The organism is Sabulibacter ruber (genome assembly GCF_017355955.1).
Classification (GTDB): domain Bacteria; phylum Bacteroidota; class Bacteroidia; order Cytophagales; family Hymenobacteraceae; genus Nibribacter; species Nibribacter ruber_A.
The window spans coordinates 1457541-1472919 of the sequence record NZ_JAFFID010000001.1 but is presented as its reverse complement, the minus strand read 5'-3'; the positions used below and the strand labels follow the sequence as shown (position 1 = coordinate 1472919).

Below are 15379 nucleotides of genomic sequence, written 5' to 3'. Positions count from 1 at the left end.
GCTTTGTTGATGTTTTTATCAGTATTCGGCAGAAATAGCAATCAACTTTCAAATTTGCCTAGGTTTAATTCCTGTACGAGCTCCTGATAGTCCCTTCTGTTTTAGGCTTGTTTTTACAAATCAGGCCTAAAACAGAAGGGCTGACCTGGCAGGAACTCAGTCTTCCTTCCTCAGGATGAAAATGGTTACTGCCAGCAGGTAGTAAAGCTATTGCCAACTTATTCTATAAGCCGATCAATTGATAAGTTTTGCCTTTCTTGGTTTTCAGGTCCAGAAGGGTGGTTTGCGGTAGGTTTGCGTGGCCTTGGCTTGCTTTGGAAGTGATTAATGGCGCTTTGATAGAAGCCACCTGGTAAAAGGTATTGCCGTTGATACCCTCCGCTTTTTGCAGGCTTACTTTGCCCTGCAGTTCCAATCCGTTGGCTACCCTCAAGCGGCAGTTACCGCCTAGTTTGGAGTGAATGGTGAGCGCTTTCACCTTGCCGTTCTCCCAACGCATGTCCACTACAAAGCCGCCGCGGGCCACCAAGCCCTTCACCTCACCGGACTGCCACTTCTCCGGTAAAGCAGGCAGCAGGTGCAATGCGCCGTCATGGCTCTGCAAAAGCATCTCGGCGATGCCGGACGTACAGCCGAAGTTTCCATCAATCTGGAACGGTGGGTGGGCATCGAAAAGGTTGGGGTAGGTGCCTCCGCCTTCGCCGGATTCCACGGCCCCGGCGGGCGAGAGTTGGTCTTCTATGAGTTTGTAAGCGCGGTTTCCGTCCAGCAGCCTGGCCCATAGGTTCACTTTCCAGCCCATAGACCAACCCGTGGATTTATCGCCGCGGTAGACGAGAGAAGTTTTAGCGGCCTGAAATAACTCCGGATGGGTGAACGGGGATATCTGGTTGCTGGGGAACAGGCCGTACAGGTGCGAGACGTGGCGGTGCTTGTCGGTGGGTTTGTCCCAGTCATGGAGCCATTCCTGCAATTGCCCGTGTTGGCCTACTTGCATAGGCGCCAGGCGGTCGCGGAGGGTGCGCAGCGTATCGGCAAAGGCTTGGTCGGTTTTCAGAGCCGCCGCGGCGTTGATCACGTTGGAGAACACATCAAAGACCAGCTGATTGTCCATGGTGGTGCCGGCGGCAATGGAAACTCCGTTTTGGTGGGAGTTCTCCGGCGACATAGACGGGGCCACCACCAGCCACCTATGCGTGGGTTCTACCTGCAGCACATCAGCGAAGAACTGGGCGGCACCTTTCAAAACGGGGTAATATTCTTTCAGGAACTTGCGGTCTCCGGTATACAGGTAATGCTGCCAAAGGTGCTGCGTGAGCCAGGCGCCGCCCATGGGCCAAAGACCATAAAACGCCCCGTCTACCGGACCAGTCATGCGCCAGAGATCGGTGTTATGGTGCAGGGTCCAGCCGCGGGCCCCGTACATCTTGGAGGCCGCTTCCTTGCCGGTTTGGGCCAAATCCTTCAGCATGCTGAAAAGCGGCTCGTGCATCTCCGGCAGGTTGGTGACCTCAGCGGGCCAGTAGTTCATCTCGGTGTTGATGTTCACGGTGTACTTGCTGTCCCAGGGCGGGGAAACTTTGTCGTTCCAGATGCCTTGCAGGTTGGCCGGTTGGGTACCCGGTTGTGAGCTGGAGAGCAGTAAATACCGCCCGAACTGGAAGTACAGGCTCACCAGCTGCGGATCATTGCCTTTGGCGAACTCGGCCAGGCGCACGTTGGTGGGTTTGCCCATGGCCTCGGTGGTGCCCAAATCCAGCGCTACCCGGTTAAAGTAGTTCTGGTAAAATTTGATGTGCGCCTCGCGAGCTTTGGGGTAGTCTCTTTTGAGTGCCTTTTTCAAAAATTGGGCTGTTTTCACCGTTTCATCGCCGGAGATATCCTGGTAGTTCTTAAAGTTGGTGCCCATGGCCACGTACACCACCACCTCATCGGCACCGGTGATCTGGAGCGAATTGTCTGTGGCGTTGACTTTTCCGCCTATCACCTTCGGCTGGATCTGGGCCTGAAATCTTACCTTCCCTTGTTTGTTGGCCACGTTTCCGGAGGTGCCCGACAGAATCAGTTTATTGCCTTGGGTGCTCACCTGGTAGGTTTTGTGCGGACTATCCGCAAAAAGGGTGCAGGTGATGCTGTTTGGTTTACTTGCGGTGAGCCGGATGAGGATGACCTGGTCTGTGAAAGAAGTGATCATCTCGCGCCGGAACGTCACATCGCCCACCTGGTACGAGACTGAGGCCACGGCCTGGCTGATGTCCAGATCGCGGGTGTAGTGGGTGGGTCGTTCATGGCCGGGAAAGTGCAGAAACAGGTTGCCCACCGGTTGGTAGGGCATGCCGTAGTTGTTACCGGCGGGAGCGTTTCTGGGGATTTTTTCCAACGCTAGGGCCTGCGCCTCCTGGTGCTTGCCTTCAAAGATCAGCCTCCGGATCTGGGGCAGGGCGCTGTACAGATCGTTCTTTACGTTGTTGCCCGGTTCGCCGGCCCATACCGTTTCCTCATTCAGCTGCAGTTGCTCTTTGGCCGGATTGCCGAATACCATAGCCCCGATGCGCCCATTACCCAAGGGAAGGGCCTCGTTCCAGTTGGCAGCGGGTTTGTCGTACCACAGCCGCATGGGTGCATTCTGCTGGGCCAAACTGGTAGTCACGGTAAAAAGCAAAAGGAAAGTAAACCTGAAAAAGTGCACTAGTCTCATGGGACAACGGTTAGGGGCTGATTTTCTGAAAATAGACTAAAAACAGGAAACGGGAAACAGAGCGGTAAAAATGCAGCAGCAGGAGGGAGGCCCGGAAATGAATAAGCCTTCAGATCGCAGAATCCAAAGGCTTATTCAGGGGGTGAATCTGGGAAGAAAGCCTTCCGGAGATTTCACCTTAGAAACGGGGCAGGCTTACTACAAGGCCACCGGCTTCATTTTAGGCACCAATGATTTCATCACTGCCCAGGCAATCAGGTACGCCAGGGCGCAGAAAGCGAACATGATGGTATAACCGGTTTCCACGCTGCCAAGTGCTTCATAGTGGTCAAACAGGTAACCGCCTAATTTGGTGACCACCACCCCGCCAATACCACCGGCCATGCCACCGATACCCGTCACCGAGGCCACGGATTTCTTCGGGAACATATCGGAAACGGTGGTGAAGATGTTTGCGCTCCAGGCCTGGTGGGCAGATGCGCCTACTCCGATCAAAATTACCGGGAACCAGTAACTGATATCACCTAACGGTTGGGCAGCAAGTACCACCAGTGGGAAGAGGGCGATCATGAGCATCGCCCGCATGCGGCCCTCGTAAGGATTATAGCCTTTGTTGATGAAATACATAGGAAACCAGCCGCCGAAAATACTGCCAATCATGGTCATACTGTAAAGCACGGTTAAGGGCAGCATCACTTCTTTACCGGTTATCCCGTACTGCGCCTTGAGGTAAGCAGGCAGCCAGAAAAGGAAGAACCACCACACGCCGTCGGTCATGAATTTCCCGAACACAAATGCCCAGGTTTGCTTGAAGTTGAGTAGTCTGAACCAGGAAACTTTCTCTGCCGAGGCCGGGGAATCTGGTTCCAGAACCGGTTCACTGTCGCTGCTGATGTAGGCTCTCTCCGCGGCAGACAATCTTTTCTGCCGGTCTGGGGTGTCATAGAAGATAAACCAGAAGATCAGCCACACAAAACCCACTGCGCCGATGATGAAGAAAGTATACTCCCAACCCAGATGCGAGGCAATCAACGGCACCGTTACCGGGGCCAGGATGGCACCTATGTTAGACCCAGAGTTGAAGACCCCGGTGGCCAGCGATCTTTCTTTCTTAGGAAAATATTCTGCCGTAGCCTTGATGGCTGCCGGGAAGTTCCCAGATTCACCAAAGCCCAGAAAAGCTCTGGCCACCATAAACCCTATCACCGACACAGATAGGCCGGTAAAGCCCAATGCCGTGAACACCGGGCTCACCGCCCTGCCCAAAGGCTCCGCGTAGGCGTGTAGAATAGCCGCCAAGGACCAGATGATCAGTGCCCAGGCATAGCCCTGTTTGGTGCCCAACCGGTCAATGATGCGGCCGGCAAAAAGCATGGAGATGGCGTAGGTGAACTGGAAAACCGCCGCAATGTTGGCGTAATCGGTGTTGGACCAGCCAAACTTCTCCGCCAGCAGGGGCTGCAACAGGCTGAGCACCTGCCGGTCCAGGTAATTGACCGTGGTGGCGAAGAAGAGCAGGCCACAGATGGTCCACCGGTACTTGCCAATCTTTTCCTGGCTTGTCATTGTGATTGGTTTTGTTTGTTTCGTTTGGGTCATAAGGGCGGGGTTAACTATTTTCTACATTTCTGCGCTAATTCCAATGCTTGTGCCGTGAGATCCTGTAAGGTATCAAACTGCCGGTTGGCCAGTATGTCTTTGCTGATGAGTTTGCTGCCCATGCCCACGGCACAGACGCCCGCTTTAAACCAGGTGCGGAAGTTCTCCTCTTCCATTTCCACGCCCCCGGTAGGGATGAACAACTGACCCGGGAACAGCTCCTTGATGGAAGACACAAACGCCGGACCCACAATGTTAGCCGGGAAGATCTTGATCAAAGCCGCCTGCGCCTGCTGCGCCAAATGGATCTCCGTGGGCGTGAAGCACCCCGGAATCCAGAGCAAACCCGCTTCGTGCACCAGGTTGCCCACCTGCGGGTCCACAATAGGGGCCACCACGTAATCGGCGCCGGCTTTGAGAAAATCGTTGGCCTGTTGCACGGTTTTAATGGTCCCGATGCCCAAGTGCAGATCCTCGTACGTTTTGAGCTCGTGTTTCAGAAACGTGAAGTTTTCCAGCGCCGCCGATCCGCGGTTGGTGTACTCCAGCGTTCTCACGCCCGCCTGGTAAAGGGCCTTTACCACGTCCAGGCTCAGCTGCGGGTCCTCATGGAAGAATAACGGCAGAAGCCCTTGGTTTACGATGGCCTGTAGGGCCGTTTCTTTATTTGGCATACGCTTGAATGGTTTCCTCAATCTCGGCTACCGTGCTGGTGGTAGCGTCGCTTTCGATGAATAATTTCTTAAAGGCCGCCGCCGTGGCAAACTTCAGGGTTTCCTGCGGTGAGCGCTGGTGGTAAAAGCCATAAATGAGCCCGGCCATGAAGCAGTCGCCGCTGCCCACTTTGTCCAGGATCTTGTCTACCACGTACTCCTGCGACACGTGCAATTCGCCCTGGGTATAGAGCGTGGTGAAGTAGCGGATGCCCTGCGGCCCGTGATCGAACCGGAAGGTGTTGGCCACGATTTTGCACTTGGGGAATTCTTTCAAAATTGCTTCCGAAGTTAAGGTGGCGTGCTGCAGCAGTTTCTCTTTCTCGATGTCCTGCACCAGTTCCTCTTCCAGCGGCATGCCCAGCATTTTGTTCGCGGCCCACACGTTGCCCATGATTAGGTTACAGGATACTGCCAACGATGGCATGACCTCAACCGGGTCCTTCCCGTACTTCCAAAGCTTGGCGCGGTAGTTCAGGTCCAGGGAAACGAAGATGTTACGTTCCTGGGCGGCTTGCAGGGCTTCGGCGCAGACCTCGGCTACGTTCTGGTTGATGGCCGGGCAGATGGCGCTGAAATGGAACCAGCTCACGCCTTCAAATACCTGGTCCCAGTTGATGGTCCCGGTTTTCAAATCGGCGTACGCCGAGCCCGCGCGGTCATAGATCACGCCGGCGTTTTTGAGGTCTTTTCCCTTAGGCAGGTAATAAAGGCCCACACGGTCGCCTTGCAGCACCACGGGGCTGGTATCAATCTGGCGCTCCTGCATATAGCCGATCAACTGCTCAGACACGAAGTTCTCGGGCAGGGCCGTGAGGTACGCCGAGGGAACGCCCCACAGCGCTAGGGCGGTCGCTACGTTCAGTTCGGCGCCGCCCACGTAGAACGGCAACCGATTCTCCTGCAGCCATTGGCCTTGCCCATCCGGACAGATTCTGAGCAGCAGCTCCCCAAATGATAAGACTTTTCCGCGGGTCATAGCTTAAAAATTGAAGTAGTTTTTCGCGTTGTTGTAGCAGATGTTCTCCACCATCTGACCTATCCAATCCAGTTCAGAAGCCGGAAGTTCGCCGTTCTCCACATCGTTGCCCAGCATGTTGCAGAGGATTCTTCTAAAGTACTCGTGGCGCGGGTAGGAGAGGAAGCTGCGGGAATCGGTGAGCATTCCCACGAAGCGGCTCAGCAAGCCCATGTTGGACAGGGCGTTCATCTGGGCCTCCATGCCTTGCTTCTGGTCAAGGAACCACCACGCCGATCCGTACTGGATTTTACCGGGTGTGCTGCCGTCGTTGAAGTTGCCGATCATGGTGGCGTACAGTTCGTTCTGGCTCGGGTTCAGGTTGTAGAGGATGGTCTTGGCCAACTGATTGGAGTTGTCCAGTTTGTCCATGAATTTAGCCAAAGGACGGGCCACGTCAAAATCCCCGATGGAATCGAAGCCGGTATCCGGGCCCAGTTCGCGCATCATGCGGGTGTTGTTGTTGCGCAGCGCACCCAGGTGAAACTGCTGCGTCCAACCTTTGGCATGATCCATCAGGGCCAGTTCCACCAGCATGGCAGATTTGAATTTCAGGACCTCTTCTTTGGTCAATGCCTGTTTTTGCAGCGCTTTTTCAAAAATGGCGGCAATCTCCTGGTCGGTGTATTCCTCGGCGTACATGGTCTCCAGGCCGTGGTCAGACAAGCGTCCGCCCTGGGCGTGGAAGAAGTCGTGGCGCTGTTTCAGAGCATCAAGCAGGCTTTGGTAATTGCTGATGGAAATGCCCGAAGCGGCTTCCAGTTTCTCCAGGTACCCCAGGTAGCCGGCGTCCTCAATGGCCATCGCTTTATCCGGACGGAAAGTAGGCAACACCTTTATCCCGAATTCATCGGCGGCTATTTTCTGGTGGTGTTCCAGGGTATCGATGGGGTCATCGGTGGTGCAGATGGTCACTACGTTCATCTTCTTCAGGATGCCACGCACGCTGAATTCATCGGATTGCAGCATCTCGGTGGCCGCGTCATAGATTTCACGGGCAGACTCCGGTTTCAGGATTTTTTTTATCCCGAAGGGGCGCTTCAGCTCCATGTGCGTCCAGTGGTACAAGGGGTTGCGCATGGTAAGCGGAACGGTTTTGGCCCAGTGCTCAAACTTCTCGAAATCATCGGCATCGCCGGTGCAGAACCGCTCAGGTACGCCGTTGGTGCGCATGGCCCGCCATTTATAGTGATCGCCTTCCAGCCAGATTTGGGTCAGGTTCCTGAACTTCCGGTCGTTGGCAATATCAGCGGGGTTCAGGTGGCAATGATAGTCAATGATGGGCATGTGCTTGGCATGCTCATGGTACAGCGTTTGGGCGGTCTTGGTCTGAAGTAAGAAGTTGTCGTCTAAAAATGACATAAACGTAGCGTTGGGATACTGTAAAAGATCTGAAAACAGCCCGATTGCCGGTAAGCTACTCGGGCGTTTTCAGGGTAATTCGCTTAAAATAGGTCAAAAACAGACACCAACACCTGTGTGGGTGCCTGTTTTTGTTAAAAGAGTATGAATAAGTGCCTTTTAGACAGTTTTCAGCTGCTCTTGTTGCTGCAGCGCTTCCAGTTCCTGGTTCACCAAAGCCTCCAGGCCTTCTACCTGGGTCAGGTCAGTGCCCCAGAACTCCTGGTTAGAAAGCACTACTTGCACGGTCTCGGCGGCGGAGTTTCTCTGCCAGGCCGCCTGGAAGAAATCCAGCACCTCTGGGGTATCGTTCACCGGCGTTGGTTCGCCGTTGTACTCGCCTTTGTAAAACAGGATCAAGGCCGCCAGCGAGTGCAGCAAACGCTGCGGCAGTTGGCCTTTGCGGTACTGATATTCCAATACTGAAGGCAGCACGCGCACCTTGTATTTAGACACGGAGTTGAGGGCGATGGATTGCAGCTCGTGGCGGATGAACGGGTTCTGGAAACGCTCAATCACGTCGTTAGCGAACTGGTTCAGTTCCTCTGCGGAAAGGTCCAAAGTAGGGATGATTTCCTCAAAAATGGCTTCTTTGATGAACGTACCGGCTTTTTCGTCTTCCACGGCTTCGCGCACGGTACGTAGGCCTTGCAAGTAAGCCACCGGGACCAGGGCGGTGTGGGCGCCGTTCAGGATGCGCACCTTACGGGTTCTGTACGGGGTAAGATCGTCCACGAATTTCACCTGCAGATCGGCTTGCTCGGTGGGGAACGCTTTCGCCACCGATTCCGGCGCTTCAATCACCCACAGGTGGAACGGCTCGGCCTTCACCACCAGGTTGTCCTCAAAGCCCAGTTCCTGCTGAATCTCTTTGATGGTGTCCTTCGGGAAGCCCGGCACGATGCGGTCTACCAGCGTGTTGCAGAAAATGGTGTCGTTCTCAATCCAGGATACAAACTCAGCAGGCAGGTTCCAGTGCTGCGCGAATTGCAGCACGGTGGTACGCAGGTTTTCCCCGTTTTTCTCTATCAATTCGCATGGAATAATGGTTAAGGCTTTGTCTTTTGCCCCCGCGAAATGCGTGAACCTGCGGTACAATAAGGCCGTGAGTTTACCCGGGAAGGAGCCAGGCGTAGTGTCAAAGTTGACGTCATCGGGCTCAAATGCGATGCCGGCCTCGGTGGTGTTGGAGATGATGAACTCCAAATCGGGGTTCTCGCCTAATTTTAAATATTCCTCATAATGGGCGTACGGGCTGAGCGAGTGGTTCACGCAGGTAATCAGCCGGGTGTCCTGCACGGTATTCCCGTCCTGGATTCCTTCCAGCACCAGGTGATACAAGCCGTCCTGCTTGTTGAGCAACTGATAGATGCCTTTGTCCAGCGGTTGAACAATTTCCACGCCACCGTTAAAGTCGGTTTTCTCGTTCAGGATATCAATGATCCAATCCACGAAACCGCGGAGGAAGTTACCCTCGCCAAACTGAACCACTTTGGTTGGCCGTTGCTGCGTGACCTGGGCGTTATTTCTGTTCAATGCTTGCATACAATTCTGGTGTTTCGTTTTTGGGATGTTTTATGAAATGCAGGCCCAAAACAGGCCTTCAGGAGTTAATCTTACTTTCAGGATTTACTTTTTCTTGGAAGGATTCCTGAGCGAAGAGCCTCTGATGATGAGCTCGGGTTTGAGGACCGTTTTCTGAGGGACCAGTTTTTTGTCTCCGGCTTTGAAATGCTCAAAAAACAGCTCAGCGGTGATGCGGCCCATGGTTAAGCTGAACTGGTCCACGGTGGTAAGCGCCGGGTCTGAGAACGAGGTAAACGGCTCGTTCCCGAATCCTGCCAAAGCAATCTCCTCCGGAATCCTGATTTTTTTCTCCTTGAGTACCTGCATGGCGCCCATGGCACCGTAGTCTGAGGCAGAGAAAACCGCGTCTGGCTTTAGGTCCAGCTCCAGCAGTTTCTGCATGCTCTCGCGGCCGTCTTCCAGCTGCAGGTTGCTCTTGATCACCAGTTCCTCGTCATAAGGTATATCGTGGTCGCGCAGGGCATCCGTGTACCCGCGCAGGCGCTCCTTGAATACGCTCACCTTTTTGGGGCTGGTAAAATGCGCGATGCGGCGGCAACCCTGCTGAATAAGGTGCTCCACTACTTTGTACGCGCCCAGGTAGTCATCAATCACTACCTGGCTTACCTCCAGGGCATCGGTGGTACGGTCAAACAAGACCAGCGGAATCCCTTTTTCCTGGGGCCGCTTGTAATGGTCAAAGTTCTCGGTGTTCTTGCCAATGGAGGCGATGATGCCGTCCACGCGGGCGCTCAGCAGCGCGTCAATGGTCTGCACCTCTTTCTCATAGTTGTCATAAGACTGGCAGATGATCACCTTGTAGTTGAGCTTGTTGGCGATTTCCTCAATCCCGCGCACCACCGAGGCAAAGAACGCCCTGTCAGCGGTTGGCACAATGATCCCGATGATGTAGCTTCTCCCGTTCCGGAGTGCGGCGGCGATGTTGTTTGGCTGATAGTTCAGCTGTTTGGCTGCTTTCAGCACCGCTTTTTTGGTGACCTCACTGATCCGGGGGTTGTCATTTAACGCCCTGGAAACCGTTGATGCCGTAATGTTGAGCTTTTCAGCTATGTGGTGAATAGTCACCTTTGGTTTGCTGCCCATGTTGTTGCTCGCCATGTAAGTACGTTCAAATAGTCAATAACCTTCCCCGCCCAGCAAGAGATCACTTTTCGTTGCTGGGTTTTCCTATGGTGGCCAGAATGCCCCCATCTACGTACAAAATCTGCCCGTTCACGAATTCACTGGCCCGGCTCGCCAAAAAGATGGTGGCGCCCGCCAGATCCTCCGGATCGCCCCAGCGTCCGGCCGGGGTACGGTGGATGATAAATTCATTAAAAGGGTGCCCGTCCACGCGGATAGGTGCGGTCTGGTCCGTGGCAAAATACCCCGGCCCGATGCCGTTCACCTGCACGTTGTACCGCGCCCACTCAGTGGCTAGGTTCCTAGTGAGCATTTTCAGGCCACCTTTAGCGGCGGAATACGCGGTAACCGTATCGCGACCCAGTTCGCTCATCATAGAGCAGATATTGATGATCTTGCCTTCCTGGCGCTGCACCATGTACTTGCCCACTTGTTTGGACATGATGAACGGACCGGTCAAGTCCACGTCCAGCACTTTCCTAAAGTCGGCCACGTCCATCTCCAAAGCCGGAATACGCTTGATCATGCCGGCGTTGTTCACCAGAATGGAAATGGGACCCACTTCCTGCTCAATGCGTTCTACGTTCTCTTTGGCCAAATCTTCATTGGTCACGTCAAACAAATAGCCTTTCACGTCCAGGCCTTCGGCCCGGTACTGCTCCAGGGCACGCTCCATTTTCTCCGGCGTGTTGCCATTCACTACCAACGTAGCTCCTGCTTTGCCCAGGGCTGTGGCCATGGCCATCCCTAGGCCGTGGGTGGCACCGGTTACCAGGGCTACTTTGCCAGTTAAATCAAATAAATGGGTCATAAACGGCTATTTCAGGTCAGTGGTGGCTACTTTGTCCATGTCGTTGTAATCCAAGTTCTCACCGGCCATTCCCCAGATAAAGGTGTAGTTGGAGGTTCCGGCGCCGCTGTGGATGGACCATGGCGGCGAAATGATGGCCTGGTGGTTTTTCACCCAAAGATGGCGGGTTTCATCGGGCTCGCCCATAAAGTGGCACACCACCTGGTCCTCGGGTAATTCAAAATAGAAGTAAGCCTCCATGCGGCGGTCGTGGGTGTGGGCCGGCATGGTGTTCCAGACGCTGCCGGTTTTCAGTTCCGTCACGCCCATCTGCAGTTGACAGGTTTCCACCACAGAGTTGATCAACACTTTTCTGATAGTGCGGGCGTTGGCGGTCTCCAGGGAACCCAGTTCTACGGTTTCGGCTTCCGCCAAGGTCACCTTCTTGGTAGGGTAGGTGTGGTGGGCAGGAGCGGAGTTGAAGTAGAAGCGGGTAGCTCCGCCATTTGCGGCCGGATGGAACACCACGTCTTTCACGCCTTTTCCTATATATAACGCTTCTTTGGGTGCCAGGGGGTACGCTTCCCCTTCCACGGTGACGGTGCTTTCCACACCCACGTTGATGATGCCAATTTCCCGACGGTCCAGGAAGTTTTCAGAACGAAGGGTGGGGAACGTCTCCAGTCTTACGGGGCCTTCCACGGGGTGTACGCCTCCTACAATGAGTCTGTCATATAAAGTATAGACCAGTTCAATGGAGTCTGGTCTGAACAATTCCTCAATCAGGAAAGCCTCGCGCAATTTCTGGGTGTCGTAACCCTTGGCATCGGCGGGGTGGATGGCATGACGGGTGGTATGGTGCAGGGGCATAGATTTGGTCTTAATGATGTAATCGTTTGCGCAAATTACGAATTTATCAATCAGTTGAGCTATGGTAGGGTAGAAAAATATTCATCCATTTCCATTGGAGAGGTTTTAATGCTCTGCTAACATAATAAAAAAATGTTAATCACGGCGGCTGTAGCTGGGTGTATTTATAAAAGTCTTAAAATAATGGCAAATAATTTTGTGTTTGATTTTAATAAATGCTAAATATGCAATCGGTTGCGCAGAATAATGCACTTCAGCCGCCTTGCTTCCTGTTCCTATCATTTTATCAAAAATCAAATTGCTGTCTATGCAACAAACATTACTTAAGAAGAGCCGGTGCCTGCTGGTGCTTATCTTTCTCTTTACAGCCGTAACAAGCGCCTTTTCTCAGGCGGTTACCATCAAAGGAAAGGTGACGGACGACAAAAAGGAGGGTCTTCCAGGAGTGACTGTGCTTCTGAAGGGAACCACCACCGCCAATGCGACCGATATTGAAGGAAATTTCTCCCTTTCTGTGCCCGGTGGTACTGGAACACTCGTGTTTTCTTACATCGGGTTCCAGCCGCAGGAAGTAGCCATCAATGGTAGGACCACTATCAACGTGACCTTGGCGCCGGATTCTAAAGCAATTGATGAAGTGGTGGTAGTGGGGTATCAGCCTGTGACCAGGAAGGAACTGACCAGTGCGGTTTCTTCAGTTAACGCTAAGCAGATTCAGGATGTACCGGTCAGTACTGCAGCTGAGGCACTAGCCGGGCGTTTGGCCGGTGTTCAGGTGAATACCTCTGAAGGGCAGCCTGGGGCTGAAATCACTATCCGGGTAAGAGGTGGGAACTCTATTACGCAAAGCAATGAGCCTTTATATATAGTAGACGGAATCCAGGTAGAGAATGCCTTATCCTTCCTGTCTCCTCAGGAAATTCAATCCATTGACGTATTGAAAGATGCAGCCTCCACTGCCATCTATGGGGCACGCGGGGCCAATGGGGTAATTGTGATTACCACCAAGGGCGGCCGCGAAATGCCCACTCAGGTGACCTATAACGGGTTTGCCGGGGTACGCCAGATTGTGAACAAGCTGGATGTGATGAATCCGTATGACTTTGTGCAGTACCAATACCAAGTATACAACTACAATCAGGATCAGCAAACCCGTGACGGGTTCAGAGACCGGTACGGCCGGTTTGAAGACTTGGACATCTACAAAAACATGCCCACCACTGACTGGCAGGAAGAGGTGTTCGGCCGGGCGGCGTTCAGTCAGACGCACGTGGTGGGCGTAACCGGTGGCACTAAGGCCACTTCTTTCAACTTCACCTTGAACCACGTGGATGAGGAAGGCATCATGCTCAACTCAGGCAACGTGCGTACGCTGGCCTCGCTTAAGTTTGACCATTCCGTAAACGACCGTTTCAAAGTAGGCTTTACCACCCGCTACAGCCGCCAGGAAATTGAAGGGGTAGGAACCTCCAGCACGGGTACGCAAAGCACTAACCGTTTGAGAAACTCGGTTAGGTACATGCCTTTTGTGGCCCCAGGGTTTGAAGATCAGGTAGATGACTTCAATCCTCTGGATTTTGACCGTACTAATCTTACCAGTCCTGTACTGCTAGCCAACCAGGAACTGCGGTATGACCGCCGGAATGATATCATCTTCAACGGTTACGCCAGCCTGGACTTGGTAAAGAACCTGACCTTCAAAAGTGTTTTCGGGATCAACAGCACTGATAGAAACCGGGAGGAATTCAATGGGGTGGTAACTCCGGTAGCCCGGCAAAACAACGCCCAACCCGTAGTGAACCTGTCTGGTGGCCAACAATACTCTATCACCAACTCCAACACCCTTAGCTACAGAAAGAAATTTGGCGAAGACCACAATATCACTGCTTTGTTAGGGCAGGAAATCTGGAAAAGAGACAGTAAAACCAATGGCGTACAGGTAAGATGGTTGCCCACCGACATCACGCCGGAACAGGCATTTGCCGGTATACAGAAGGCCACGCCTCCGGCTGGGTTGATCCAGAGCCCTGCTACCACCGGTGAGTCTGGTGAAGCGCTTTTCTCTCTGTTCGGGAGCGTGGGCTACAACTACAAAGAGCGGTACAGAGCTAATGTGGCTTTAAGAAGAGATGAGTCTTCTTTGTTTGCGCCGCAGCACAGAACCGGTTATTTCCCTACGTTCTCCCTGGCCTGGCATATTGGTGATGAGTTCTTCATGGAAGGCACCAAAGACTGGTTGAATGACTTGAAAGTGCGTTTTGGCTATGGTGCTGTGGGGAATAACCGCATTGGCCCAGATCAGTGGAGAACGGTGTTTGAGTCCACTACCAATGATGGCTATGCTTTTACAGAGGCAGTAACCCCAGGTTTGGTGGCCAACGTTCTGGCCAACCCCAACCTGAAATGGGAAACCACCATCTCCAAGAACCTAGCCCTTGATTTCTCTTTGTGGAACAGCCGACTGAACGGTAGCATTGACTTCTATGACAACGCCACCAATGATCTTTTGCTGAATGCGCAGATTCCTACCACCAGTGGGTACACTTTTCAGCTCCAGAACGTGGGCAAGACCAGAAACAAAGGGGTTGAGCTACAATTAGACGGGGTGTTGGTCGACAAGGGCGATTTAAGCTGGACCGCCAATTTCAACGTGACCCACCAGAAAAACAGAATCGTCAGCCTGGGAACTGATACTCAGGGACAGCCTCTGAAATCCTACACCGTTTCTTCCGGCTGGATCACCAACACCTATCAAGACTTCTTAGTGGAAGTAGGTAAACCAGTAGGTCAGTTCTACGGCTATGTCACGGATGGGTACTACACCCTGGATGATTTCAATGCCACCTTTAACCAAGCCACCAACACCTGGACCTACGCTTTGAAAGAAGGGGTGGCCAACAGCCAGAACATTGCCTTGGGTAACCGCCTGCCACAGCCGGGTGATCTTAAATTGAAAGACTTAACTCCTGACAACGGTACCTCCATGATTGGCACCGATGACAGAACAGTGCTGGGGAACAACCAACCTAAGTTCTTCGGGGGATTAAACCAGCAGGTAACTTACAAAGGCTTTGACTTAAGCTTGTTCATCAACTTCTCTTACGGTGCCAAGGTGTACAATGCCAACCGCCTGGAGTTTACCACCCTGTATGAGTACAAAGACAACAACATGTTGACGCTCATGAACGACCGCTGGAAGTGGTATGACGCCAACGGTGCCCTAGTGACCAACCCCGAGCAGTTGGCGGAGATGAACAAAAACACCAAGTACTGGACGCCGGGCAGAGGCCAATACTTTCTGCACTCCTTCGGGATTGAAGACGGTTCTTTCCTGAGGATCTCTAACCTGACCATTGGCTACTCTCTGCCAGAGGCCCTGCTGAAGAGAACCCGCGTGATTTCCAAGTTCAGAGTGTACGCTACCGTGAACAACCTGGCTACCATCACCGGCTACTCAGGGTATGACCCAGAGGCCAACACCAGAAGAAATGCCCTGACCCCAGGGGTGGACTATGCCGCCTATCCGCGCAGCAGATTTGTATTGGGTGGTGTGAATGTTACCTTCTAATTTTTAAGATTAA

10 protein-coding genes are annotated in these 15379 nt (G+C 53.2%); 1 reads left to right on the top strand and 9 read right to left on the bottom strand.

The features are described from left to right. Positions 1–223: 223 nt before the first annotated feature. The 9 genes from JT719_RS06015 to kduI all read right to left on the bottom strand — a co-directional run bounded on the left by JT719_RS06015 (position 224) and on the right by kduI (position 11798). Positions 224–2698, bottom strand: coding sequence for a glycoside hydrolase family 95 protein (locus JT719_RS06015; protein WP_207431628.1), 2475 nt, complete (start codon positions 2696–2698; stop codon positions 224–226). 198 nt (positions 2699–2896) lie between these two features. Continuing rightward, the gene (locus JT719_RS06010; protein WP_207431626.1) at positions 2897–4264 is read right to left on the bottom strand and encodes an MFS transporter; all 1368 of its coding nucleotides are present in this window, start codon (positions 4262–4264) and stop codon (positions 2897–2899) included. A gap of 47 nt (positions 4265–4311) precedes the next feature. Next, positions 4312–4971 (bottom strand): beta/alpha barrel domain-containing protein, encoded by a 660-nt coding sequence (locus JT719_RS06005; RefSeq protein ID WP_207431625.1) that lies wholly within the window; start codon positions 4969–4971, stop codon positions 4312–4314. Next, the gene (locus JT719_RS06000) at positions 4961–5989 is read right to left on the bottom strand and encodes a sugar kinase (protein WP_207431624.1); all 1029 of its coding nucleotides are present in this window, start codon (positions 5987–5989) and stop codon (positions 4961–4963) included. The genes JT719_RS06005 and JT719_RS06000 overlap by 11 nt, the downstream gene beginning before the upstream one ends. A gap of 3 nt (positions 5990–5992) precedes the next feature. Beyond that, entirely contained in the window at positions 5993–7390 is a 1398-nt protein-coding gene (uxaC, locus tag JT719_RS05995) for a glucuronate isomerase (RefSeq protein ID WP_207431623.1), read from the bottom strand. A 159-nt stretch (positions 7391–7549) separates the two neighbouring features. Then, positions 7550–8974 carry a tagaturonate reductase gene (locus JT719_RS05990; RefSeq protein WP_207431617.1) on the bottom strand — a complete coding sequence of 475 codons (1425 nt, stop codon included), beginning with the start codon at positions 8972–8974 and terminating at the stop codon, positions 7550–7552. 84 nt (positions 8975–9058) lie between these two features. After that, positions 9059–10099 carry a LacI family DNA-binding transcriptional regulator gene (locus JT719_RS05985; protein ID WP_207433284.1) on the bottom strand — a complete coding sequence of 347 codons (1041 nt, stop codon included), beginning with the start codon at positions 10097–10099 and terminating at the stop codon, positions 9059–9061. Between the two features lie 61 nt (positions 10100–10160). After that, complete coding sequence (locus JT719_RS05980) at positions 10161–10949, bottom strand: gluconate 5-dehydrogenase (RefSeq protein ID WP_207431615.1); 789 nt, start codon at positions 10947–10949, stop codon at positions 10161–10163. 6 nt (positions 10950–10955) lie between these two features. Next, a complete protein-coding gene (gene kduI / locus JT719_RS05975) occupies positions 10956–11798 on the bottom strand; it encodes a 5-dehydro-4-deoxy-D-glucuronate isomerase (protein WP_207431613.1) in 843 nt (280 codons plus the stop codon). 307 nt (positions 11799–12105) lie between these two features. Between kduI and JT719_RS05970 the strand changes: the two genes are divergently transcribed. Beyond that, positions 12106–15366: a SusC/RagA family TonB-linked outer membrane protein gene (locus tag JT719_RS05970; RefSeq protein ID WP_207431611.1), complete on the top strand. Its 3261-nt coding sequence runs from the start codon at positions 12106–12108 to the stop codon at positions 15364–15366. The last annotated feature ends 13 nt before the right edge of the window (positions 15367–15379 follow it).

Excerpts from the sequence above, each read along its gene's own strand:
- JT719_RS06015 (WP_207431628.1), bottom strand. The coding sequence starts at position 2,698 with ATGAGACTAGTGCACTTTTTCAGGTTTACTTTCCTTTTGCTTTTTACC.
- JT719_RS06010 (WP_207431626.1), bottom strand. The coding sequence starts at position 4,264 with ATGACAAGCCAGGAAAAGATTGGCAAGTACCGGTGGACCATCTGTGGC.
- JT719_RS06005 (WP_207431625.1), bottom strand. The coding sequence starts at position 4,971 with ATGCCAAATAAAGAAACGGCCCTACAGGCCATCGTAAACCAAGGGCTT.
- JT719_RS06000 (WP_207431624.1), bottom strand. The coding sequence starts at position 5,989 with ATGACCCGCGGAAAAGTCTTATCATTTGGGGAGCTGCTGCTCAGAATC.
- uxaC (WP_207431623.1), bottom strand. The coding sequence starts at position 7,390 with ATGTCATTTTTAGACGACAACTTCTTACTTCAGACCAAGACCGCCCAA.
- JT719_RS05990 (WP_207431617.1), bottom strand. The coding sequence starts at position 8,974 with ATGCAAGCATTGAACAGAAATAACGCCCAGGTCACGCAGCAACGGCCA.
- JT719_RS05985 (WP_207433284.1), bottom strand. The coding sequence starts at position 10,099 with ATGGGCAGCAAACCAAAGGTGACTATTCACCACATAGCTGAAAAGCTC.
- JT719_RS05980 (WP_207431615.1), bottom strand. The coding sequence starts at position 10,949 with ATGACCCATTTATTTGATTTAACTGGCAAAGTAGCCCTGGTAACCGGT.
- kduI (WP_207431613.1), bottom strand. The coding sequence starts at position 11,798 with ATGCCCCTGCACCATACCACCCGTCATGCCATCCACCCCGCCGATGCC.
- JT719_RS05970 (WP_207431611.1), top strand. The coding sequence starts at position 12,106 with ATGCAACAAACATTACTTAAGAAGAGCCGGTGCCTGCTGGTGCTTATC.